Source organism: Niallia sp. FSL R7-0271, assembly GCF_038005785.1.
Classification (GTDB): Bacteria; Bacillota; Bacilli; order Bacillales; family Cytobacillaceae; genus Niallia.
The window spans coordinates 265,914-289,076 of the sequence record NZ_JBBOTZ010000003.1; the positions used below are offsets into that span (position 1 = coordinate 265,914).

Below are 23,163 nucleotides of genomic sequence, written 5' to 3' on the forward strand. Positions count from 1 at the left end.
GTACTCAACTATATGATAAAGTTAATTCAACGGAAGTGGATGATTAATATGTCTTCAGAACAATTAGAAACTACAGCGAATATTTTAAAACTTTTAGGTGATAAGACAAGATTATCCATAATGGGAATGCTTATGATAAACGATTGCTGTGTATGTGAGTTTGTCGATGTTTTTCAAATGTCGCAACCAGCTATAAGTCAACATCTAAGAAAATTAAAGGATTCCGGTTTGGTTAAAGAACAAAGAAAAGGGCAATGGGTTATCTATTCTCTAGATCAACAAAATCAATACTTTTTTATGATAAAAGATATCTTAAAGTACGTACCGAGCCAAAAAGAAAAATTTATTTGGCTTGAAGAAAATGGATTGCGAATTTCATGTGATTAAATAAGTTAAGGGGTTAATGTTTAACGTGATTGACATTAACTTTTTTTTAAATTAATATATAAGCATATAATTATATATGCAAAGTGCTTGTTTACTACATGACTCAATAAAGGCTATTTTTTTGACTTTATATAAGTAAATAATAATATGTTTATATAAATTGTTATTAGTCTGTTAAGGGAGGTGGATAAAAATGATAAAAGAAGATAAATCTTTAAAGGTAATAGATGTAAAGGATACAGCCAATATTTTAAAACTCTTAGGAGACAAAACAAGATTATCCATGGTAAGTATGTTGGCTGAACAAGAATGCTGTGTCTGCGAATTTGTTGAAATTTTTCAGATGTCACAGCCATCTATTAGCCAGCACCTACGGAAAATGAAAGACCTTGGAATTGTTAAGGAACAAAGAAAAGGACAATGGGTGGTTTATTCTTTAAATACAACGAGTGAATACTACCTATTAGTAAGAGAATTATTAAAACATGTTCCTAGCCAACGAGAGAAGTTTGATTGGTTAGAGGAAAAAGGTTTAAGAATTACATGTTATTAATGGAGGTTAACAGCTTTGCTACAAACAATACTAGCAATAATTATCTTTTTATTAACTTTAACTTTAGTTATTTGGCAGCCGAAAAACCTATCAATCGGTTGGTCTGCATGCGGCGGTGCAATCTTAGCACTTCTTGTAGGCGTAGTTGATTTCAATGATGTAGTCGATGTAACAGGAATTGTTTGGAATGCTACATTGGCTTTCGTAGCAATCATAATCATTTCATTAATCTTAGATGAAATTGGTTTCTTTGAATGGGCAGCTCTACATATGGCAAGGGTTGCTGGTGGTAACGGTCTAAAGATGTTTGTTTATGTTTCTATATTAGGAGCAATTGTTGCTGCGTTATTTGCAAACGATGGGGCAGCCCTAATTTTAACGCCAATCGTTCTAGCGATGGTTAGAGCGTTGAAGTTAGAAGAGAAGATGGTTTTTCCCTTTATCATAGCAAGTGGTTTTATTGCTGATACTACATCTTTACCTTTAGTTGTGAGTAATTTGGTAAACATTGTTTCTGCTGATTTCTTTGATATCGGATTTGTAGAATATGCTTCCCGAATGATCGTACCGAATATATTCTCTTTAGTGGCAAGTATCCTCGTGTTGTATTTATATTTCCGTAAGAGGATTCCAAAGGTTTATGATTTAAATCAATTAAAAGTACCACAAGATGCAATCAAAGACCTGAAAATGTTTCGTTTATCTTGGGTGATATTGGCTGTATTACTTACTGGCTATTTCGTAAGCGAATTTCTTTCTATTCCAGTCTCAATCATCGCTGGTGTAATCGCAATTATTTTCCTAGTTTTTGCAAGAAGAAGCTCTGCTGTATCTATTAAGAAAGTAATTAAAGGTGCTCCATGGGCAATTGTATTCTTCTCCATTGGAATGTATGTGGTTATTTATGGACTACGTAATGTTGGTTTGACAGACTTACTTTCAAATGTTATTCAAGCAACTGCAGACCAGGGATTATTCGTTGCAACTATTGGAATGGGATTCATTGCGGCTATTATATCGTCCATTATGAATAATATGCCAACCGTACTTATTGATGCCTTAGCAATTGCAGATACAAATACTACTGGAATAATCAGAGAAGGATTGATTTATGCCAATGTTATTGGTTCTGATTTAGGTCCTAAGATAACACCAATAGGTTCATTAGCTACTTTATTATGGCTACATGTGCTATCTCAGAAGGGTGTAAAAATATCATGGGGTACGTATTTTAAAACAGGAATTATCTTAACTATTCCAACCTTATTAATTACACTGATAGGTTTATATCTGTGGCTTTCCATCCTTTCATAAGAACAAATAAAGGGGAGTTAATAATGACAAAAGTACAAATATTCGATCCGGCAATGTGCTGTTCAACAGGAGTTTGTGGCCCTTCAGTTGATCCTGAACTAACGAGAATAGCATCAGCAATTTTTCAGTTAGGTAAAAAGGGGTTTACTATCGAAAGGTATAATCTTGCTAACGATCCAGGGGCTTTTGTTGAAAATAACAAAGTAAATAAGTTGTTGCATGAAAAAGGAACAGATTGTTTACCGGTTGTTATATTAAATGGAGAAATAGTAAAGGAAGCCAGCTATCCTACTACTGAGGAATTAGCAAAATGGTATTCATTAGAGGAAACAGAATTAGTGGAAAAGAAACCTTTAACTCCATTGCAGTTCATCCAAATAGACAACAAATAAGGAGGAAAACTGGCACATGGAAAAATTTAATCCACTTGCTCTCGAAGGTACCCCATTTTTATTTTTCACTGGAAAAGGTGGGGTAGGAAAAACTTCTACCGCATCTGCCACTGCTATAGCGTTAGCTGATGGAAATAAAAAAGTCCTTCTTGTAAGCACTGATCCGGCTTCCAATCTCCAAGACGTATTCGAAATGGAGTTATCCAATGAACCTACTGAAGTTAAAGGAGTGAAAGGTCTATCAATTTGTAACATAGATCCAGAACAGGCTGCAGTAAGTTATAAAAATAATGTTATTGGTCCTTATCGTGATAAGTTACCAGAAATAGTTATAGCCCAAATGGAAGAACAATTATCGGGTGCTTGCACAGTAGAAATAGCAGCCTTTGATGAATTTACGAACTTATTATCCAATCCAAAAATTGTATCAAACTTTGACCACATTATTTTTGATACGGCGCCAACTGGTCATACCTTAAGGCTTTTGCAATTACCGACGGCTTGGACTGGATATTTAGATGAATCAACTCATGGTGCTTCGTGTCTTGGTCCACTTTCTGGATTGGATAGAAAAAAAGAAGTTTATAAAACTACAGTTCAAGTCTTATCTGACCCAGATCAAACCAAATTAATTCTTGTTTCTAGGCCAGAAAAGTTCTCACTAGATGAGGCAGAGCGAGCTTCCAAAGAGTTAAAAGTAATAGGCATTAAAAATCAAGTGATTATTATAAATGGTATATTAAAAGGCTTTACAAAAGGGGATAGAATTTCTGAAGTTTTTCACCAACGCCAATCCCAGTCATTAAAGAATATGCCAATAGGATTGAATGGGCTTTCCCAGTATTTCTTACCTTTTGTTCCATATTCATTAACAGGTATATCCAATTTCAGAAGATTATTTATTGAAACAGAAGATATTAACAAAAATGAATATACATCAATAGAGGGATTGAATTATAGTCCTATCGAGGAAATGGTTAAAGACCTTCATGAAAATAATAGTAGAGTTATTTTTACCATGGGAAAAGGTGGAGTTGGTAAGACCACTCTTGCTTCTATTATTTCAGTTGGATTAGCTGATAAAGGGAAGAGAGTTCATTTAACTACTACAGACCCTGCAGCTCATATTGGAAACATGTTTGACGGAAACTTGCACGAAAATTTAACCATTAGCCGCATTGATCCAGAGGTGGAAGTAGATAAGTATAGAAAAGAAGTTTTAGAAAAAGCCAAGACTGATATGGACCAAGATAGCCTTTCTTACCTTGAAGAAGACTTAAATTCACCATGTACGGAGGAAATAGCAGTATTTCGTGCCTTCGCTGAGGTAGTTAGCCGTTCTAATGAAGAAGTGGTTATTATTGATACAGCTCCGACAGGTCATACTCTGTTGTTATTAGATGCAGCTGAATCTTATTATAAAGAGATTAAAAAAGCGAAAGGTGATGTACCATTAAGTGTTCAACAGCTATTACCAAGGTTACGTAACCAGTATGAAACAAGTGTGATTATTACTACACTAGCAGAGGCGACGCCAGTCTTCGAAGCTCAGAGGTTACAAGAAGATCTATTAAGAGCAGATATTAAAACAAGTTGGTGGGTAATTAATCAGAGTTTATATGCAACTGAAACAACAGATCCCATCTTAGAACAAAAAGCACAAGCCGAAAAAATTTGGATGAAAAAGATAAAAGAAGCACTCAATGATAAAGTTGCATTAATTCCATGGGAACCAGAAGAAATTATTGGCTACAAGCAAATACAGAAACATTACTTTTCTGATGATGGAGGAAGATAATAATGAAAATTACGGAAGTTGCAGAAAATAAACTGTTAGAGATGATAAAAGAAAATGGAGCTCAGGGCATTCGGTTTTATTTTGCTGGTCAAGGATGCTGTGGACCACAATTAGGTGTTTCTTTAGACTCTCCAGAAACGACAGATAAAGTCTTAATGATTAATAAGATACAAGTTGCAATGGATGAGCGAGTTCAAGATATGACAGATAATGTTGTCCTTGATTTTTCAGAAGGTGGATTAGTTCTTTCTGGGCTACCAGAACAAAATTGCTAATTATATAGAAGTAATAATATAGAATTTTTAATTTGTATTTTGGAGGATATAATTCATGAAAGTAATTATTATAGGATCAGTAGCAGCAGGTACATCAGTAGCAGCGAAAGCAAGAAGAAACGATGAAAAAGCGGAAATAACACTCTATAATGCAGATTATGACATTTCATATTCTATATGTGGTATTCCTTATTTCCTAGGTGGAGAAGTAGAGGAACTGGAAACATTAACACCAAGAAGTGCAGCTTGGTTTAAGAAACGCTACAACGTAGATATTTTTACCCGTCATGAAGTAACTACGATTGATGCTGAGCAGAAAAAAGTTCAAGTTAAAAACTTAGATACAAATGAAATAAAAGAAGACACTTATGATGTATTGGTATTTGCAACAGGGGCTTCACCAATTACTCCTGACATTGCAGGAGTTGATAAAGAGAATGTTTTCCAAGTACGTACGATACAAAATACAGCAGCAATTGATCAATATATGAAGGCGAACCAACCAAAGAAAGCAACCATTATTGGAGCTGGCTATATAGGTTTAGAAATGGCGGAGCAGCTTACTCATAGAGGATTAGATGTAACAATCGTACAACGTAGTAATCACGTAATGGCACATATGGATAAAGATATTGCTTCACGTGTTGAAGATCATATAGTGAAAAAGGGAGTCAACCTAATTTTAAGTGATGAAGTAACTGCTATAAATGAGAAGAACGTACAAACAAAGTCAGGGAAAACTATTGAAACGGATATTGTCATATTAGCTACAGGTGTTCGCCCAAATACAATATTAGCTAAGGAAATAGGGGTTACTATTGGTGATACTGGAGCTATAGCAGTTAACAACAAAATGCAAACTAACCTTCCTAATGTGTATGCTGTTGGTGATGTGGCAGAAAGTTATTCTGTTATCACTGGGAAACCTATCTATCGTCCATTAGGAAGTACAGCTAACAAAATGGGAAGAATAGCTGGTGATGTAATAACGGGAGGTTCTTTAGAACACCGAGGTATTTTAGGTACTGGCATCTTAAGAGTATTTGATTTGGCTGTTGGTCAAACAGGTATGAATGAGGAGGAAGCTTTAGAAGAAGGCTATAACATTGAAATACTTCATAATATTAAGCCAGCTAGAGCAGAGTATCTTGGAGGAAAAGAGCTAGTTATAAAAGCTATTGCAGATAGAGAAACTGGCAGAATTTTGGGTGTGCAAATAGTAGGAGAAGAAGGTGTAGATAAAAGGATTGATGTTTTTGTAACAGCAATGACGTTTAAAGCAAAAGCAGAAGATTTATTCCACCTAGATCTTGCCTATGCACCTCCATTTAGCACAACAAAAGATCCAGTTATGTATACTGGTATGGCCTTACAAAATGCTATTGAAAAGAAAAATAAGCTAATTACACCGAAAGAACTAACAGAAAGAATTGAAAAAGGAGAAACGATCCAGGTAATTGATACACGTGCAACAAAACAATATAATGTATCAAAAGTGGAAAGTGCCGTTAATATTCCATTAGGTGAATTACGTGAGAAATCTAAAGAATTCGACCCTAATTTACCTACAGTAACTTACTGTAATAGTGGGGTAACTGGAAATGCTGCACAAAATGTACTACGTAACTTAGGGTTCAATGATATTTATAATCTTTCTGGTGGAAATAAAAATTACCAAAATTATATGAAAAATAGATGATGATATAAAAGACCTTTAGAAAAATCTAAAGGTCTTTTTTTATATTGTGTGTTTAATTAGATGGAGAAGTTGCATGGATACCCAACAAATAAATCAAAAGTAAATAACAATATATTAGTTGCAAATTACAAATTATTTTATATAATAATTTATAGAGGTGGATAATTTGGAAAATATTAGAGAACTATTTCAGATATTAACAAGACGGTTTGGAATGTTAAATAAAAATTGTTGCACTGCTGGAGGAATTGAAATCTCACTTATTCAAAGTCAAATACTTTATGAGATTGATATTCAACATAATCCTTCTATTCAGCAAATTGCAGATACTCTTGGAACAGACATTACGACATTTAGCCGCCAAATACAATCTTTAGTAAAAATGAATCTAGTTAAAAAAACACCTGATTCTGAAGACAGAAGGATAAGTATCCTTTCTCTAACCACAGAAGGGAAGTTTATTGCAACTACTATTAATCATCAAATAAGTTCCTATTTAGATGAGGTTTTTTCAAATATGAATGAGTTTGAAAGGGAAACTGTTATCCGTTCACTTATATTGCTTAATGAGTCTATGGCCAAATCAAGTATGTGCTGCAGGGATATCATGGAATAATTCCACTGGATATATATTTGCAAATTACAAACAATAAGAGGAGGCACTATGGGTAAAATTTATGATGCCATTGTAGTTGGTGGGGGGCAGGCTGGATTAGCTGCTGGATATTATTTAAAAAAGAATAAACTTCAATATTTAATTTTAGATTCAAGTAACCAAGCTAGGGGATCATGGCCAGATTATTATGACAGTCTCAAATTATTTTCACCTGCTTCTTTCGCATCACTGCCAGGATTGAAGTTTCCAAAACACGCAAATGAATATCCATCTAGATTTGAAGTAATAAAATACTTAGAAGACTATATTCAGTTTTTTCAATTTCCTATAGAAGGAAATCAGCAGGTTGTATCTGTTAAGAAAGAAGATGAGATTTTTACACTAATTACGGAAAAAGGTAATAGGTTTCAATCCAAAACAATTATTAATGCTACAGGCTCTTTCCGAAACCCATATATACCAGATATAAAGGGAATAGAGTTATTTAAAGGGCGTATATTTCACTCTTCTGAATACCGTAATCCAACCAGTTTTATTAATAAAAGAAATATCGTCGTAGGAAGCGGCAATTCTGCTGTTCAAATTGCAATTGAACTTTCCGAAATTAGTATCACATCTTTAGCTGTAAGAAATAAAGTTAATCTACTAAAACAAAAAGTTTTAGGGTTGGATCTTCACTATTGGATTAGAATTACAGGGTTTGATAATTTTCCATTTTGGAGATTTAGAAAAAGTGTTCCACAATCAAATTCAGTTATCGATTTGGGGAATTATAAGGAAAAAATTAAAGAAGGAAATCCAGATCAAAAGCGAATGTTTACTTCTTTTTATAGTGATGGAGTAGTTTGGGCAGATGGAAGTAAAGAGCCCGTGGACGCAATTATATTTGCAACCGGATATAAAAATTATTTGCCTCATTTAGCTGATATTGGTGCAACTGATATAAATGGGAATCCAATTCATCAAGCTGGTGTCAGTACATCCGTGAAGGGATTATATTATGTGGGACTAGATGGGCAACGAACATTTGCCTCTGCAACTTTAAGAGGAGTGGGACCTGATTCGAAGTTTGTAGTTCAAAAGCTATTACGCTTTTTAAAAAATTGAATCGATTTGTTATAGCAGCAAAAAGCTGCTTTTTTTTTGAAAGAATTGATAGTTGCTTTAATTTAATGAAGTGAGTGTTTAATTTTAATTCCTTATATTGCAAAGAAGAAAAGTTTTGCGAAGAAGTAAAAACCTGGATTCATTCTAAAATCTCCTCCTTTGAATTCTTTGCCAGTAACCCCTATATCCCTAATGCAGTATCACAGCTTCGCTTGTTATACGAGATCAAGTCTCAACCAGCCTCAAACATGTTTCTACAAGTAGGGGGTGAACGGTTTAGTTGACGGGATCTAGTCCCACGGGGGCGGACGTTCTACCCTGGCTACGATTATCATATATCGATATAAAAAAAGGTCAACCAGAAATATAAAATGTACCCTATGGAGTAGACACTTAAAAAGGTCTACCTAGGGGGTACTTTTATGTATAATAAGAAAATCTATAGGAAATTGGAGAACACTTAGGATGTCTAAAATACATTTTACTGAGAAAGAAATTGACTTACTTACTATTAATCCATATGTTAAATCTGTGAGTTCAAAAAGTATTACATATACAGATGAGTTTAAAAGAATTTTTATAGCGGAAAGTAAAAAAGGAAAGTTACCAAGATTAATTTTTGAGGAAAATGGCTTTGATATAGATATTATTGGGATAGTCAGAGTACAAAGGGCAGCTTCAAGATGGCGCACTGCTTTTAGGGAATCCTGGAGTAAAAGGACTTAGGGATACGCGTAGTGATAATTCAGGGAGACCATCTAAAAAGGAGCTTTCTCTAAAACAAAAGAATGCTAGATTAGAGGCACAAATTCAGTTGTTACGAGCTGAAAACGAATTATTAAAAAAGTTAGATTTGATAGAAAGGGGGCTAAAGATAAACGAGTAAAAGTTTCAGCTGACCAGAAATTTCTTTTAATACGTTCTGTAATAGAAAAATATAATCTAAAAAATATGGTAAGTTATTTATGTAAAATTACAGGTGTTACTCGCTCAGGTTTTTATAATTACTTTTCTTCAAAATCTCAATAAAGAAGGATGTATAAAGAAGAACGTGATTTGATACTCAAAGAAAATATTCTAAAGGCTTTTTGTTTTAAACGACGCCAAAAAGGTGCACGTCAAATTAAAATGACTTTAGAGGGGCAATTTCAAATTATTTATAATTTAAAAAGGATCCGAAGAATAATGAAAAAGTACAAAATTGTATGTACTATCAGAAAAGCTAACCCCTATAAGAAAATGTTGAAAGCTACTAAAGAGCACCCTATTTTCCCCAATTTATTAAACCGAAGGTTTAAACAAGGAATTCCCGGAAAAATTCTACTTACTGATATTACATATTTATATTACGGTAATGGACAGAAGGCTTATTTATCAACGATTATAGATAGTTCAACTAATGAAATACTTGCCTATAATGTTTCAAATACAATGACAATAGATTTATCAATAGATACATTAGTAATGTTAATTAAGAATAAACAGGTGAAATTTGCGGAGGGAGCTTATATACACTCTGATCAAGGAGCACATTATACAAGTCCAACTTTTCAAGAAATACGTTAGAAAACTAGGACTTGGACAGTCTATGTCAAGAAGAGGAAACTGTTGGGATAATGCCCCTCAAGAATCTTTCTTTGGTCACTTAAAAGATGAAGCTAGTATAAAGCCATGTACTACATTAGAGGAACTTAAAAAGGAAATTAAAAACTATATGATTTACTATAACGACTTCAGGTACCAATGGAACTTAAAGAAGATGACTCCTGTACAGTACAGAAATCACCTTCTCTATTCAGCCTGACCTTTTTTCATTATGTCCTTTACAAAGGGTACAATTTAATATTTTCTGGCTGACCTTATAATACGAAAGGGGGCGTTTGTTCATAAGAGGGCTTCCTAAACTAGTATTATAATGTCACATTTTAAACTACCTTTAGATAAGGCTCCAAGTCAAATAGTTTTATAATTGCGAATTAAATAAGTTTGTGAAATACTAATAGTGTCCTATTTAGAGGACTGATTTTAAGGAGGTACATATTATGAATAAAACAGAACTTATTAATGCAGTAGCTGAAAGCTCAGAACTATCAAAAAAAGACTCAACTAGAGTAGTTGACTCCGTAATGGAAACAATCACAACATCATTGAAAAATGGTGAAAAAGTAGAAATTTTAGGATTTGGTGCTTTCTCCGTTAGCGAACGTGCAGCTAGAAAGGGTCGTAACCCGCAAACTGGTGAAGAAATAGAAATTGCAGCAAGTAAAGCACCTACTTTCAAAGCTGGAAAAAACTTAAAAGATGCTGTTAAATCATAAGAGCTATGTATGGCAGAGGTTTTAAACTCTGCCTATTTTTTTATATGTTGTTAGATTTTTTAAAACCAAGTGTTGGGTTGCGGTTCCAAGCACTAATTACTATGAATTCAAAAAGGAAATAAAATACTAAAAAGAGATTATTTGACGTTTAACAGACAAGAGAAGAACGGATTAGCAATGAATATATAAAAAATCAAGTCTGCGTTAAATAACAATTAACGCTTAATAAAATAAGTAAAGCGACCGTCGAAACCAATGGTATATATGGGATTATACGGCTTTTTCTTTGCGAAAATTCAATCTAATAAGGATTAACGCTTGTTTTAGGAGTTAACGCACATTTACTGCGTGAAACTGTATATTTTAGTGATAAGTATTGTTGAAGGCGTATTACAAAATAAATGTGAGAAACTTTACTATGTTATAACCAGGGCAGCATTCCTGTAATAAAGAAAAGAGCCTTGCTTCAATCGTGGCAGTTTAGCAGAAAAAGAAATTTCAGTTTTATAGCTATTAGGTGACGATGTGAGTAGAATGGTCAAATTAAATTATACTAAAGGAAAAATTTATATTATATTTAGCGTTTTGGCATATAATGGATACACTTGTTGAAAGTTTAAGTAATCATACTGAAACTATTATAAAAAAATTAAAGGAAATTCAAAATACAATTTTTCCCCTAATATTGATTTATTAGATTTTGTAGTTTTTATGAATCAAACTTCATTTGACATTAGGATGTTTTCTATGGATAGGGAAAATAATGAATTATTTAAAGAATCAGAGGATTCGTCGCTATTTGCTGGTAGCCAAGGAATTATCTCAGATGTGGAATTTAGACACATACTAGATGAACAGTTTGATGAATTTTACAGCTTTTATGAGGAAAATGAAGAAGAGTTATGGCCAAAGGAAGAAAAAGCTATTACAGAATGGTTTCTAAATTGTTGAAAAGCTGGTGAAACAGTTGTTTTAAAACTACCTTCTTATTTTGTTTTCCATGACGGCTTCTGACTCATTCGATTTAATCTCCTGGAAATGGATAGATGAAAATGAGAAATACTCATGATTAAGCTCTAGATATTATATCCTTTTAAAGCAAAAGCCTACTTAGAGTAGGCTTCTTTTGTTTACCACTCAAATATGATAGTTAGTGGAGAACTTTTTCTAATGTAACAAACAGGGAATTTAGTGTAATAAGAAATAAAGTATTATTAAGAGAATTAGGATGCTATTCGAAAGTGTGTGAGTTAGAATTATGGGATATAGCTACATTGAATTTCTGAAAGATCTAAAGATGGGTCGAGAAATTCATTTTAGTTATAAGGAAGAAAATTACTACATAGGAGAACTGAATTTTTGGAGATTTAACGATGAAGCTAGCGAAATAGAAGGAGAAGATTCTAACGATTTACTTTGTGAAGATATGGATTATCATGCAAATTTTAAGTGTGATATTCATGATGATCCCTTTGAATGTCCAGATAAAGTAATCATATATGATAAACAAGACAATGATTACGGATTGGTAATTCATGATGGGGGTTCTTCTAGTATAAGCATAAATTTTTGTCCGTGGTGTAGTACAAAATTATAGTTTTTATGTTTATTAACAAAGCTGCCTAAAGGCGGTTTTGTTGTTTTTATTTCTAAGGAAGCATTTTTAAATGAAAAAACTAACTTAGGGGTACGGAAACGATTCGCAGATTGAGGGGCCACTCTAGAAAATAATGGAATTACCAGCCAGACCTATCAAATGATAGGTTTTATTTTATCCTAAAAATATGATTGTCAAAAAATTTAAACAAAGAAGGGATATAAATTGCCAAGTATTCAAGATACCATTTACCCGAGATTTAAGAGTAACCTAACGGAAAAGGACTTGGAAGAAGTATATTCCCCAAAAATGAATGAAATAGAATGGACAGAGGCTAAATCTAAAGGAACCTTACAGCAATTAGCTTTACTCGTTTTAATCAAAACCGTACAAAAGCTTGGATTTTTTGTTCAAGTTGTCGATGTTCCAGAAGCGATTGTCATACATATTGCGAGAAAAGCATACCAGCCTTTACCTGCCAAAGAAGAGTGGAAAATCTATAGTGAAAAGAGAACAGCCAAACGACATTTTCGTTTTGTTCGGGATTATCTTCAGCTTCGACCGTTTGATTATGAAGCCCAACAAAATTTGATTGATACAATGAGCAAACTGGCATTTACCAAGGATGACCCGGCCGACCTAGTCAATGCTGCAATTGAAGAATTAGTACGTCAACGATATGAATTGCCCGTTTTAATACCTTAAAAGATGCAGCCAATGACGTTCGAAACAAATCCTATCGTGCCATCTATCATCAGATTGACCATGCACTAATGATGAACAAAAAAAGAATATAGATCAGCTTTTTCAGATACCCGAAGGCACTACTTATAGTCCTTGGAATGAACTGAATGAGGACGCGAAAAGAGCCACTTTATCACACCTCAACGATTTAATTGTACGTCGGAATTGGTTAATAAACCAGCACATTCCAACCGATTTACTTGAAGACGTTTCTTACATCAAAGTGAAACAAATGGCAGCTGAAGCTAAAACGTTGGGTGCCTCTCGTATGATGGAAATTGAATCTAAAAAAAGATATGCGCTCACGCTTTCCTTTGTATCTATGCAATTGTCAAAAATATTAGATGATATTGGAGAAATGCTTATTAAAAGAATGATGAGCATCCATAAAAAAGGCCGTCAACATTTAAAGGATCATAAAGAAAAGACGCAAAAACGCACGGATTCATTAATATCAACCCTCCATGAATTACTGCTTGCTTACCAAACAGAAGGGAATCCTGAAGAAAGAATTCTGGCCATGCAAAAGGTACTTCAAGAACATGAAGCGCAAGTATTACAAGATTGCGAAAACCATTTAGCTTTTAGCGGAGACAATTACTTTTTATTCCTATGGCGATTCTATAAAAGTCACCGTGCTACATTGTTTAAAATTCTTAAATCCATTCGACTCCGTTCAACTACACAAGACAAAGAACTGGAAGAGGCGATTTCTTTTCTCCTTACTCATCAATATACGAAAAAGGAATACATACCAGCCGTTCACATCGAAAAAAAAGGAAAGAGGATTGGGAAATTACGCCTTTATTAGACTTGTCCTGGGTTCCAGATTCCTAGTGGCGTTGGATCAGTCCTAAAAAGAAGAAAGAAAAAATGCCTGATGAAATCAATCGTCGCCACTTTGAAGTATGTGTCCTGTCGCAGATAATGTTAGAACTTAAAGCCGGCGACTTATATATTGAAGGAAGCGAAAAATATGCAGATTATCGAAAGCAACTCATTTCATGGGAGGACTATGAAGAGAATTTAGCTAATTTTTGCAAGCACGTGAACTTGCCTATTTCTGGTACCGATTTCGTTAAAAAGACACAGCAAGAATTTAAACAAGTCACAAGCCAGACAGACCAATCTTTTCCTCATAATGAACAGGTACGGATTGAAAACAGCGAAGTGGTGATTGGAAAGTTAAAGAAGAAAAAAGTTCCCCCAGGCTTAAAGAAACTGGAAGAATATATAGCTGAAAGTTTGGAGCCGATTAATGTCCTGGATATGTTGGCTAATACTGAATACTGGTTAAATTGGACACGTTTTTTTGGCCCCATTTCAGGACATGAGGAATGCCGTTGAACGATACATAACCAATGCCTTTTGCTATGGATGTAATTTAGGACCCACTCAAACAGCTCGATCAGGTAGTCTAGACAGAAAACAAATTGCATGGATTAATCAACGTCATGTAACTATTGAAAACTTAGACAAAGCGATTCAATATATCATTAATGCCTATAACCAATTAAGATCTTCCAAAATATTGGGGTGATGGAAAGAGGGCCTCAGCCGACGGAACCAAATGGGATTTATATGAGCAAAATCTTCTATCCGAAAACCATATTCGTTATGGAGGATATGGCGGGATTGGCTATTATCATGTTTCCGATACCTATATTGCTTTATTCAGTAATTTTATTCCTTGTGGAGTATGGGAAGGTATCCATATTTTAGACATTTTGATTAATGATAAAGCCGAAATTCAACCTGAAATTCTCCATTCAGATACTCAAGGGCAGAGTACTACAGTCTTTGGGCTTTCTTCTTTATTAGGAATTCAGCTGATGCCTAGGATACGTAATTGGAAAGATTTAAAATTATACCGTCCCTGTAAAGAAGAGGTGTATGAGCATATTGATGAACTTTTTTCAGCAGAAATCGATTGGGAGCTCATTGAGACTCATTACCCAGACATGATTAGAGTTGCTATGTCCATCCAGTCAGGTAAAATTACTCCATCTACCATTCTCAATAAATTAGGAACATACAGCAAAAAGAATAAGCTGTATCAGGCGTTTCGTGAGCTTGGAAGAGTGATACGAACGATGTTTTTATTAAAATATATGGCTGACGAGGAACTGAGAGGAACTATTCAAGCAGCTACCAATAAAAGTGAAGCCTTTAATGGGTTTACCAAGTGGATCTTCTTTGGTGGTGAAGGGATTATCGCTGAAAATGACCGTGAAAAACAGCGCAAGGTTATTAAATATAACCACCTAGTGGCCAATTGCCTCATCTTTTATAATGTGTTCTCTTTATCTCGTATTCTCCATGACTACATGCAAGAAGGAAATGATTATGATGAAGAGTTGATTTCCTATTTAAGCCCTTATATGTTACGGCACATGTCAATCGGTTCGGCAAATATCGAATTGATCTAAACCGTAAACCACCCAAACTTCCATTTGAAGTGCCTGTTACAAGAGAAAAAAGGATGTCCTTAACATAATGAAGGAGTGTTCTAAATGTTAGGTATTGATAAGATTCGATGGATGATGAACCGAAGAGATTCAAGATGGTAGGAAAAAGACTCATGATGGGAGATTTATAACAAGCTTCGTGATGATATATACGATACGATGATTTTTTAAACACCTGCTCAACTCAAGAGTTAGAGACTATTGAATGGGAACTTCATGATTTAATGAACGATTTTAGTGATGAAAATGGAGAAGGTGAATTCATTGACTTTCTTGAAGAGTTAGGAGAAAGAAATTCAGACAGTTTGTTAGAATCAGTTAGAGAGTTCAAAGTCAATAAAAAAGAAGATGCTACTGATTAACAAAAATGTATTTTTTATTCTAACGGATTCTTCAAATTCAAATATATATTTGAATATTGACTTTTATTCTTATAAGCATTAATCTATGATATATAACATTCAAACATATATATGAATGTTATAAAAACCTTACAAATGCTGTTAAATCATCATTTTCCTTGTGTTTTTTTATATTGATTGTTCATTTATTCAAACAAATTTTTTCTTGTATTCGAGGTGATAAATAGTGTATTGGATTATTCTTATTGTAGTTGCAGTAGATCAGCTTGCAAAATACTCGGTACGGAATACTATGGATTATGGCCAATCCATTCCTTTAATTGATAAGGTTTTTTATTTAACATCTCATCGCAATTCCGGTGCTGCTTGGGGAATATTTTCTGGTCAAACAGGCTTCTTAATTGCCATTGCATTCATAGCTATAATAGGCTTTCTCGTGTATTCTCGGAAAGTTACAGATAAGTTAACTCGTATAGCGTTTGGTTTATTTATCGGAGGTGCTTTGGGTAATGTAATAGACAGGTTGATCTTTAGGGAAGTCACAGATATGTTCGATTTCAGATTAATTAATTACCCAATTTTTAATACGGCTGACATATTTTTAGTTAGTGGGGCTATATTACTTATTATTAGTACTTACAGAGAGGCTAAACTAGAATAAAAAAAGTCCTAAAGTAAGAATATTGGGGATATCGGATATATTTTTACGTGAAATTGCTATTGGGTGTTTTTATAATGGAAAATTCGTAAGGAGCAAAACTATACTTTCCATGTTAAAATAAACATCACAATATGTGGTACAGACAACATTCACCATTTATCTTTACTTAGAAGGGGTCCTGCCGGCAAAACGCATTTATACATTAATATATTTTTTGGTAGTTAAAACCCTGATTTTTCTACGCTAAGAAGAAAAATCAGGGTTATTTTTTATCCTAATGGATGTAGGAGATAATTAGTGTTGAAAGACAATATAAATAGCATGAAATTTTCGTTTTAATCAAATAATCATTTGACTATTTGTTTGTGTTGGTATAGAATAATAAAACATAATATAATAATCAAATAAACATTTGAATATTGAGGGGTGGAAATTTGACTAAAGATGTATGTGAGGTCACGTGTATCGATGAGGAGAAAGTGGTTAGAACTAAAAACAAGCTTATTGAACAAAATCCTTTAGAAGTAGCTAAAGTATTTAAGGCCCTGTCAGATGATACAAGGATTAAAATTGCTTATGCTCTGTCCTTAGAGGACGAATTATGTGTTTGCGATGTAGCGAACATTGTGGGATCTACGACTGCTACAGCATCCCATCATTTAAGATTGCTGAAAAATATTGGTCTAGCTAAATATCGCAAAGAAGGCAAGCTAGTCTTTTATTCATTAGATGATGAACATGTAAAGCAGCTAATACTAGTAGCCTTTACGCATCATAAGGAGGTAGTTGAAGTTGAGTGAATCAGCAAAACAATTAGAACAGGATAAAACCGTATACCGTGTAGATGGGTTTTCATGTGCAAATTGTGCAGGGAAGTTTGAGAAAAATGTTAAAAAACTTCCTGGAGTACAGGAAGCTAAAGTTAATTTTGGGGCTTCCAAAATTGATGTTTACGGAAATGCAACGATTGAAGAATTGGAGAAAGCCGGAGCGTTTGAAAATCTTAAAGTGGCCCCTGAAAAACCAAGAAGGCAAGCACAAGTGGTTATCGAGAACAAGAATGTATACCGAGTTGAAGGTTTTTCTTGCGCAAACTGCGCAGGGAAGTTTGAGAAAAATGTAAAACAACTTCCTGGAGTACAGGAAGCTAAAGTTAATTTTGGGGCTTCCAAAATTGATGTTTACGGAAATGCAACGATTGAAGAATTGGAGAAAGCCGGAGCGTTTGAAAATCTTAAAGTGGCCCCTGAAAAACCAAGAAGGCAAGCACAAGTGGTTATCGAGAACAAGAATGTATACCGAGTTGAAGGTTTTTCTTGCGCAAACTGCGCAGGGAAGTTTGAGAAAAATGTAAAACAACTTCCTGGAGTAGAGGAAGCTAAAGTTAATTTTGGGGCTTCCAAAATTGATGTTTACGGAAATGCAACGATTGAAGAATTAGAAAAAGCCGGTGCATTTGAGAATCTTAAAATAGCCCCTGAAAAATCTGTCCGACAAGCTTCACAAGAGGTTAAGAAAGAAGAAAAAGTGCCATTCTATAAAAAGTACAGTACCTTACTCTATGCTTCCTTATTGATTGTCTTTGGTTACCTTTCCTCGTTTGTGAATGGGGATGAGAACATTGTTACTACAATATTATTTGTAGCGTCCATGTTGATAGGAGGATTATCGCTCTTTAAAGTCGGTTTGCAAAACTTAGTTCGCTTTGAATTTGACATGAAAACCCTAATGACAGTGGCTGTTATAGGTGGTGCCATTATTGGAGAATGGGCAGAAGTTTCCATTGTTGTTATTCTCTTTGCAATCAGTGAAGCTCTTGAGCGATTCTCTATGGATAAAGCAAGACAATCGATTCGTTCATTAATGGACATCGCGCCAAAAGAAGCACTCGTTAGACGGAATGGACAAGAAATGATGATCCATGTCGATGATATTACCGTTGGGGATATCATGATCGTAAAACCTGGTCAAAAGATTGCCATGGATGGTGTAGTCGTAAGTGGCTATTCTGCCGTCAATCAAGCAGCTATTACAGGTGAGTCAGTGCCGGTTGAGAAAACGGTTGATGATGAAGTATTTGCTGGTACGCTAAATGAAGAAGGTTTACTCGAGGTGAAAATAACTAAACTGGTTGAAGATACAACCATTTCTAAAATTATTCACCTTGTAGAGGAGGCACAGGGAGAACGCGCTCCATCTCAAGCCTTTGTTGAGAAATTCGCGAAATATTATACGCCAATTATTATGATCATTGCAGCATTAGTTGCTGTAATCCCTCCTATATTCTTTGGTGGCAGTTGGGAAACATGGATTTATCAAGGCTTAGCTGTTCTTGTCGTTGGTTGCCCTTGCGCGTTAGTCATTTCTACTCCGATTTCCATTGTTTCAGCGATTGGGAATGCAGCGAAAAAAGGTGTCCTGATAAAAGGCGGAGTTTATTTAGAAGAAATGGGTTCTTTAAAGGCCATTGCATTCGATAAAACGGGTACGTTAACAAAAGGTGTCCCAGTTGTAACTGATTTTAATGTGTTGAACAAGCATGTAAATGAAAAAGAATTACTATCCATCATTACTGCGTTAGAGTATCGTTCTCAGCATCCTCTTGCATCGGCCATTATGAAAAAAGCAGAAGAGGAGAACATTACTTATTCAGACGTACTGGTAGAGGATTTCTCTTCTATTACAGGTAAGGGTATAAAAGGTATTGTAAATGGGAATACTTATTATATTGGAAGTCCAAAACTCTTTAAAGAATTAGCAACTACTAATTTCGATAAGAACTTAGAGAAAAATGTAACGACTCTTCAAAACCAAGGTAAAACTGCTATGGTAGTTGGAACTGAAAAAGAAATGCTTGCTGTTATTGCGGTAGCTGATGAAGTACGTGAATCAAGTAAGGAAGTCATTCAAAAGCTACATCAACTTGGCATCAAAAAAACAATTATGCTTACAGGTGATAACAAAGGTACTGCGAATGCAATAGGCGGCCATGTGGGAGTATCAGATATTCAGGCAGAATTGATGCCACAGGATAAATTAGACTATATTAAACAATTAAGATCCCAGTACGGTAACGTAGCAATGGTTGGAGATGGTGTCAATGATGCCCCTGCGTTGGCAGCTTCTACTGTTGGGATAGCTATGGGTGGAGCTGGTACAGATACAGCACTGGAAACAGCAGACGTTGCATTAATGGGAGACGATTTAAGAAAACTTCCATTCACTGTGAAACTTAGTCGAAAAGCGCTAAATATAATCAAGGCTAACATTACCTTTGCAATCGCTATTAAATTAATTGCCTTATTATTGGTCATCCCAGGTTGGTTAACGCTTTGGATTGCTATTCTTTCAGATATGGGGGCAACTCTACTGGTAGCACTAAATGGTATGCGACTCATGAAAGTGAAAGAATAAAGGAAAAGGGCTTTCCAGACTGATTGGAAAGCCCTTTTCTAAAAATAATTGCATTTATTATAAATTCTAAATCCATTCTAATTAAAAATGAAAAGATTGGGTATAAGTAAAACATCAGTTTTTATATTACATACAGGTCTACATATGGAACAAAAGCAATTTCATTCTTAATTAAAAATAATTCTTTTAATTCATTAGGAAAACAGGAGGAAACTGAAATGACTGCTGAAGTAAAAAAGGATCTGGATTTGTTAGTTATAGGCGCAGGCTCAGGAGGTTATGTGGCAGCCATACGCGCTGCTCAGTTGGGGAAAAAAGTGGTTTTGGTGGATAAAGCAGAATTAGGAGGGGTTTGCCTTAACCGTGGGTGTATACCTTCAAAGGCTCTTATTAGTGCTTCTGAACGAGTAAAGCACATAAAACATGCAAACTCAATGGGAATAAAGGTTTCTGGGGAAGTTGAAGTAGATATGACGGAAGTGGTGAAGTGGAAGGACGGTATAGTGAATAAACTAACGAATGGGGTCCGGACCTTACTGAAAGGAAATGGTGTGGAGGTCATCAGTGGAGAAGCTTATCTCAATAAATCCCATACTGTTAAAATCAGAATGGGTAACGAAGAACAAATGTATTCTTATAAAGATTTAATCCTTGCGATAGGGTCTTTGCCCTTCGAATTAAAAAATATGCCATTTGATAAAAAAAGAATCATCTCTTCAACGGAGGCATTGATGTTGCAGGAAGTACCAAAGCATTTAGTTGTGGTAGGTGGTGGTTATATCGGTTTGGAATTGGGTACTGCTTATGCTAAGTTCGGGGCAAAAGTGACCATCCTAGAAGGATCGGATACAATTCTTCCAGGTACAGACCCGTTGCTTACAAATGTAGTAAAACGGCATTTAAAGGAACTTGGTATCACAGTTATAACGAATGCTTTAGTCCAAAGCGGAGAAAATACAGGTGATGAAGTAAACGTTCATGTTCAGGTGAATGGAGAAGAAGAGATTATTAAAGGTGATTATTGCTTAGTTTCTATAGGAAGAAAACCGAACACAGGAAAAATTGGCTTGGAAAATATCGGAGTAGAATTAGACAAACGCGGGTTTATTAAGATAAATGACAAATGTCAAACAAATGTTGAGCATGTTTATGCAATAGGGGACTGTGCTGGTGGATACCTCCTTGCCCATAAAGCTAGTTATGAAGGAAAGATAGCTGCAGAAGTGATTAGCGGGCTAAAAAGTGTGATTGATTTTCAAGCCATGCCTTTTGTTATTTTCAGTGATCCTGAAGTAGCCTATACAGGTTTAACGGAGAAAGAAGCGAAAGAACAAGGATTCGAAACGGTTTCTAGTCGCTTTCCATTCCAAGCGAATGGCAGAGCATTATCTATTTCGGATGCAGATGGCTTTGTACAGGTTGTAGCTGAAAAGACTACGAAAAGGGTGTTAGGCGTACAGATGGTAGGGCCGGAAGTATCATCGCTTATTGCTGAAGCCGTTTTAGCGATTGAGTCTGGGGCAACAGCCGAAGATCTTAGTCTTACCATACATGCTCATCCTACATTGCCAGAGCCTTTAATGGAGGCTGCTGAAGGTGTTATGGGACATGCCATTCACATGCTGAATAAAAAACAATAATGTGAATGTAGGCGTACCTGCACTTTTCATAAGTGCAGGTTGAATTTTAAACTTAATGAAGTGGGGGGAATCAATGGACATATTGTTCTACGTTTAAGCTGCGGCTTTCGCTAATGTCTTGGATGGTCTTGTGATCTTCCTTTAAAAAATTGGTCTAGGAGAGGCTTAAATGGCTTAATGGCCATGAGCGCTGGAATGGCGATTGCTTCAATCGTATTTGCAAGCTTAAAAAGCAAGAAGAAGTCAATCGGAGAATCTTTCTTATTGGCTATATCAACGATATTGGATGCGTTTGCTGCCTTGTCTTGCACACAATTTTTCAAGGTAGATAGCAATATCCTTGCTATAGCTCTTTCCATTACATCAGGCATATTTCTATACATAGCTACGGTTGAGTTGTTACCTGTTGTAAGTGAGACTGAAGATCGACCAATTATTCTTTTCTTTTCTTTTTTGTTGGAATTTTACTGTATTTTGCTTCTCACTTGATATTGGATCAGTTATCTTTTCATGTACACTAATCAAAGGCAATATTTTGTTCAATATTAAAAACGAAAATGGGTAATTTGTTTAAGATTTAATATATTGGGTAAACTTTTAATAATATTCAAACGTATATACTAATATTTAAATGAAATGCTAGTGGAGTTGATAAAAATGGCTTTAACCTTTATATCTGCAATTGGGGCATTCATAGTAACCAATATTGATGACATTTTTGTTTTAATGCTGCTGTTTTCTCAGGCAAAGACACACGCTAAAACGAGTGACGGTAGAAAGGTTAATATGAAAACAAAAAATAATCTAATCAACCCTAGAGAAATAGTCATTGGTCAATATTTAGGTTTTTCCTTGTTAGTTTTGATCAGTCTTTTAGGGACTTTTGGCGTTATGCTAATTCCTAAGCAATGGGTTGGTTTGCTTGGTTTAATTCCAATCTTTTTAGGGATTAAGTTATTTATAAAGGGCGAAGATGAAGATGAAGGTGCTATCTTATCTAGTTTGAACTCAGGAAAATTTAATAAACTCTTTATGAGTATTGCCTTCATCACATTTGCTAATGGTGGGGATAATATTGGGATCTATGTACCTTATTTTTCAACCTTAAATATAAGTGAATTGGTTGTTACAGTTATTATCTTCCTCTTAATGGTTGCTATCTGGTGTTTCTTAGGTTATCGTTTAGCAGCTTTCAGACATGTATCTGAAATTCTAGAGAAATATGGAAGATGGATTATCCCCATTGTATTTGTTGGATTAGGTATATATATAATGGTAGAGAACGAAACTTTTAATTCCCTTTGGAATTTGTTCAATTAATGTAGATGTCAAACATAAAGTCCCTATGGATGCTCCAAAGGGACTTTTGTCTTAGAAAACGGTACCTTAATAAGATATTAGCTAGCCATCTTACGACATACATCTGCACATTTGAAACAAGCTTCTGCACATTCTTTACAATGAGCATGATCGTGTTTTTTACACTCGTTTCCACATGCTTCACATATCTCAGCACATAGTTGACAAATTTGATGAGCAAATTGACTATTTCGAGACATTGCTCCAGCAGCAAAGGCACACATATCGGCACATTCTCGATCTAACCGAATGCAATCCGCCATATGGTGGCTATCTCCCTCTTTGAGACAAGCGTCATAACAATGATTACATACCTTCATACAAGCTAAACATTCATCAATACAGGCTTGAAATTGTTCCTGTGACATTACTATCCCTCCTTTTTTGATTCAATTATATTTTTACCTTACACATATCTTTTATTCATAATTTCTCCTCCGTAATTAATAAATTTTAAAC

The 23,163-nt window shown here is 34.9% G+C and carries 24 protein-coding genes and 2 pseudogenes; 24 read left to right on the plus strand and 2 right to left on the minus strand.

The features are described from left to right. Nucleotides 1–48: 48 nt before the first annotated feature. From MKX82_RS28730 to lpdA, 23 genes and pseudogenes are all read left to right on the plus strand, one after another. Entirely contained in the window at nucleotides 49–387 is a 339-nt protein-coding gene (locus MKX82_RS28730) for an ArsR/SmtB family transcription factor (protein ID WP_127739785.1), read from the plus strand. Between the two features lie 193 nt (nucleotides 388–580). Further along, nucleotides 581–940: an ArsR/SmtB family transcription factor gene (locus MKX82_RS28735; RefSeq protein ID WP_341082100.1), complete on the plus strand. Its 360-nt coding sequence runs from the start codon at nucleotides 581–583 to the stop codon at nucleotides 938–940. A gap of 15 nt (nucleotides 941–955) precedes the next feature. Further along, complete coding sequence (locus MKX82_RS28740; protein WP_341082102.1) at nucleotides 956–2,254, plus strand: arsenic transporter; 1,299 nt, start codon at nucleotides 956–958, stop codon at nucleotides 2,252–2,254. A gap of 23 nt (nucleotides 2,255–2,277) precedes the next feature. Continuing rightward, nucleotides 2,278–2,646 carry an arsenite efflux transporter metallochaperone ArsD gene (gene arsD / locus MKX82_RS28745; protein ID WP_341082103.1) on the plus strand — a complete coding sequence of 123 codons (369 nt, stop codon included), beginning with the start codon at nucleotides 2,278–2,280 and terminating at the stop codon, nucleotides 2,644–2,646. Between the two features lie 16 nt (nucleotides 2,647–2,662). After that, nucleotides 2,663–4,444, plus strand: a complete 1,782-nt coding sequence (arsA, locus tag MKX82_RS28750; protein WP_341082105.1) for an arsenical pump-driving ATPase — start codon at nucleotides 2,663–2,665, stop codon at nucleotides 4,442–4,444. Nucleotides 4,445–4,446: 2 nt separating this feature from the next. Next, nucleotides 4,447–4,719, plus strand: a complete 273-nt coding sequence (locus MKX82_RS28755) for an iron-sulfur cluster biosynthesis family protein (protein WP_182103613.1) — start codon at nucleotides 4,447–4,449, stop codon at nucleotides 4,717–4,719. Between the two features lie 55 nt (nucleotides 4,720–4,774). Then, nucleotides 4,775–6,418 (plus strand): FAD-dependent oxidoreductase, encoded by a 1,644-nt coding sequence (locus MKX82_RS28760; protein ID WP_341082108.1) that lies wholly within the window; start codon nucleotides 4,775–4,777, stop codon nucleotides 6,416–6,418. A gap of 166 nt (nucleotides 6,419–6,584) precedes the next feature. Continuing rightward, on the plus strand, nucleotides 6,585–7,034 hold the full coding sequence (locus tag MKX82_RS28765) for a MarR family winged helix-turn-helix transcriptional regulator (protein WP_127742923.1): 450 nt from the start codon (nucleotides 6,585–6,587) through the stop codon (nucleotides 7,032–7,034). Nucleotides 7,035–7,082: 48 nt separating this feature from the next. Further along, on the plus strand, nucleotides 7,083–8,141 hold the full coding sequence (locus MKX82_RS28770; RefSeq protein WP_341082109.1) for a flavin-containing monooxygenase: 1,059 nt from the start codon (nucleotides 7,083–7,085) through the stop codon (nucleotides 8,139–8,141). A 465-nt stretch (nucleotides 8,142–8,606) separates the two neighbouring features. Next, nucleotides 8,607–9,945, plus strand: a pseudogene (locus tag MKX82_RS28775) (IS3 family transposase). Nucleotides 9,946–10,183: 238 nt separating this feature from the next. Continuing rightward, entirely contained in the window at nucleotides 10,184–10,459 is a 276-nt protein-coding gene (locus tag MKX82_RS28780) for an HU family DNA-binding protein (protein ID WP_127742919.1), read from the plus strand. Nucleotides 10,460–11,206: 747 nt separating this feature from the next. Further along, nucleotides 11,207–11,410, plus strand: coding sequence for a hypothetical protein (locus MKX82_RS28785; RefSeq protein ID WP_127742917.1), 204 nt, complete (start codon nucleotides 11,207–11,209; stop codon nucleotides 11,408–11,410). A gap of 346 nt (nucleotides 11,411–11,756) precedes the next feature. After that, nucleotides 11,757–12,056, plus strand: a complete 300-nt coding sequence (locus MKX82_RS28790) for a DUF6980 family protein (protein WP_341082113.1) — start codon at nucleotides 11,757–11,759, stop codon at nucleotides 12,054–12,056. A gap of 225 nt (nucleotides 12,057–12,281) precedes the next feature. After that, nucleotides 12,282–12,761 (plus strand): DUF4158 domain-containing protein, encoded by a 480-nt coding sequence (locus tag MKX82_RS28795; RefSeq protein ID WP_341082114.1) that lies wholly within the window; start codon nucleotides 12,282–12,284, stop codon nucleotides 12,759–12,761. A 262-nt stretch (nucleotides 12,762–13,023) separates the two neighbouring features. Beyond that, nucleotides 13,024–13,611: a hypothetical protein gene (locus tag MKX82_RS28800; RefSeq protein ID WP_235856739.1), complete on the plus strand. Its 588-nt coding sequence runs from the start codon at nucleotides 13,024–13,026 to the stop codon at nucleotides 13,609–13,611. Between the two features lie 62 nt (nucleotides 13,612–13,673). After that, on the plus strand, nucleotides 13,674–14,147 hold the full coding sequence (locus tag MKX82_RS28805; protein WP_341082119.1) for a hypothetical protein: 474 nt from the start codon (nucleotides 13,674–13,676) through the stop codon (nucleotides 14,145–14,147). Next, on the plus strand, nucleotides 14,131–14,340 hold the full coding sequence (locus MKX82_RS28810; RefSeq protein ID WP_235856741.1) for a transposase: 210 nt from the start codon (nucleotides 14,131–14,133) through the stop codon (nucleotides 14,338–14,340). The genes MKX82_RS28805 and MKX82_RS28810 overlap by 17 nt, the downstream gene beginning before the upstream one ends. A 40-nt stretch (nucleotides 14,341–14,380) precedes the next feature. After that, nucleotides 14,381–15,229: pseudogene (locus tag MKX82_RS28815) on the plus strand (Tn3 family transposase); the annotation flags it as partial. Nucleotides 15,230–15,492: 263 nt separating this feature from the next. Continuing rightward, complete coding sequence (locus MKX82_RS28820; protein WP_164849819.1) at nucleotides 15,493–15,630, plus strand: hypothetical protein; 138 nt, start codon at nucleotides 15,493–15,495, stop codon at nucleotides 15,628–15,630. 226 nt (nucleotides 15,631–15,856) lie between these two features. After that, a complete protein-coding gene (lspA, locus tag MKX82_RS28825; RefSeq protein ID WP_127742913.1) occupies nucleotides 15,857–16,291 on the plus strand; it encodes a signal peptidase II in 435 nt (144 codons plus the stop codon). A gap of 434 nt (nucleotides 16,292–16,725) precedes the next feature. Further along, nucleotides 16,726–17,091 carry an ArsR/SmtB family transcription factor gene (locus MKX82_RS28830; RefSeq protein WP_127742911.1) on the plus strand — a complete coding sequence of 122 codons (366 nt, stop codon included), beginning with the start codon at nucleotides 16,726–16,728 and terminating at the stop codon, nucleotides 17,089–17,091. Then, a complete protein-coding gene (locus MKX82_RS28835; protein WP_127742925.1) occupies nucleotides 17,084–19,705 on the plus strand; it encodes a heavy metal translocating P-type ATPase in 2,622 nt (873 codons plus the stop codon). Before MKX82_RS28830 ends, MKX82_RS28835 begins: the two co-directional genes overlap by 8 nt. 218 nt (nucleotides 19,706–19,923) lie before the next feature. Continuing rightward, nucleotides 19,924–21,345 carry a dihydrolipoyl dehydrogenase gene (gene lpdA / locus MKX82_RS28840; protein WP_127742909.1) on the plus strand — a complete coding sequence of 474 codons (1,422 nt, stop codon included), beginning with the start codon at nucleotides 19,924–19,926 and terminating at the stop codon, nucleotides 21,343–21,345. Between the two features lie 110 nt (nucleotides 21,346–21,455). Here the strand turns inward: lpdA and MKX82_RS28845 are convergent, their stop codons facing one another. Then, the gene (locus tag MKX82_RS28845; protein ID WP_341082125.1) at nucleotides 21,456–21,728 is read right to left on the minus strand and encodes a hypothetical protein; all 273 of its coding nucleotides are present in this window, start codon (nucleotides 21,726–21,728) and stop codon (nucleotides 21,456–21,458) included. Nucleotides 21,729–22,002: 274 nt separating this feature from the next. Here MKX82_RS28845 and MKX82_RS28850 point away from each other — a divergent pair, with 274 nt between their 5' ends. Continuing rightward, entirely contained in the window at nucleotides 22,003–22,665 is a 663-nt protein-coding gene (locus MKX82_RS28850) for a CadD family cadmium resistance transporter (protein ID WP_127742907.1), read from the plus strand. Between the two features lie 77 nt (nucleotides 22,666–22,742). Here the strand turns inward: MKX82_RS28850 and MKX82_RS28855 are convergent, their stop codons facing one another. Then, a complete protein-coding gene (locus tag MKX82_RS28855; RefSeq protein WP_127742905.1) occupies nucleotides 22,743–23,072 on the minus strand; it encodes a four-helix bundle copper-binding protein in 330 nt (109 codons plus the stop codon). Between the last annotated feature and the right edge of the window lie 91 nt (nucleotides 23,073–23,163).

Excerpts from the sequence above, each read along its gene's own strand:
- MKX82_RS28820 (WP_164849819.1), top strand. The coding sequence starts at position 15,493 with ATGAACGATTTTAGTGATGAAAATGGAGAAGGTGAATTCATTGACTTT.
- MKX82_RS28730 (WP_127739785.1), top strand. The coding sequence starts at position 49 with ATGTCTTCAGAACAATTAGAAACTACAGCGAATATTTTAAAACTTTTA.
- MKX82_RS28735 (WP_341082100.1), top strand. The coding sequence starts at position 581 with ATGATAAAAGAAGATAAATCTTTAAAGGTAATAGATGTAAAGGATACA.
- MKX82_RS28790 (WP_341082113.1), top strand. The coding sequence starts at position 11,757 with ATGGGTCGAGAAATTCATTTTAGTTATAAGGAAGAAAATTACTACATA.
- MKX82_RS28855 (WP_127742905.1), bottom strand. The coding sequence starts at position 23,072 with ATGTCACAGGAACAATTTCAAGCCTGTATTGATGAATGTTTAGCTTGT.
- MKX82_RS28810 (WP_235856741.1), top strand. The coding sequence starts at position 14,131 with ATGAGGAATGCCGTTGAACGATACATAACCAATGCCTTTTGCTATGGA.
- arsA (WP_341082105.1), top strand. The coding sequence starts at position 2,663 with ATGGAAAAATTTAATCCACTTGCTCTCGAAGGTACCCCATTTTTATTT.
- MKX82_RS28845 (WP_341082125.1), bottom strand. The coding sequence starts at position 21,728 with ATGTATAGAAATATGCCTGATGTAATGGAAAGAGCTATAGCAAGGATA.
- MKX82_RS28780 (WP_127742919.1), top strand. The coding sequence starts at position 10,184 with ATGAATAAAACAGAACTTATTAATGCAGTAGCTGAAAGCTCAGAACTA.
- lpdA (WP_127742909.1), top strand. The coding sequence starts at position 19,924 with ATGACTGCTGAAGTAAAAAAGGATCTGGATTTGTTAGTTATAGGCGCA.
- MKX82_RS28785 (WP_127742917.1), top strand. The coding sequence starts at position 11,207 with ATGGATAGGGAAAATAATGAATTATTTAAAGAATCAGAGGATTCGTCG.
- MKX82_RS28755 (WP_182103613.1), top strand. The coding sequence starts at position 4,447 with ATGAAAATTACGGAAGTTGCAGAAAATAAACTGTTAGAGATGATAAAA.
- arsD (WP_341082103.1), top strand. The coding sequence starts at position 2,278 with ATGACAAAAGTACAAATATTCGATCCGGCAATGTGCTGTTCAACAGGA.
- MKX82_RS28770 (WP_341082109.1), top strand. The coding sequence starts at position 7,083 with ATGGGTAAAATTTATGATGCCATTGTAGTTGGTGGGGGGCAGGCTGGA.
- MKX82_RS28805 (WP_341082119.1), top strand. The coding sequence starts at position 13,674 with ATGCCTGATGAAATCAATCGTCGCCACTTTGAAGTATGTGTCCTGTCG.
- MKX82_RS28760 (WP_341082108.1), top strand. The coding sequence starts at position 4,775 with ATGAAAGTAATTATTATAGGATCAGTAGCAGCAGGTACATCAGTAGCA.
- MKX82_RS28850 (WP_127742907.1), top strand. The coding sequence starts at position 22,003 with ATGGCTTTAACCTTTATATCTGCAATTGGGGCATTCATAGTAACCAAT.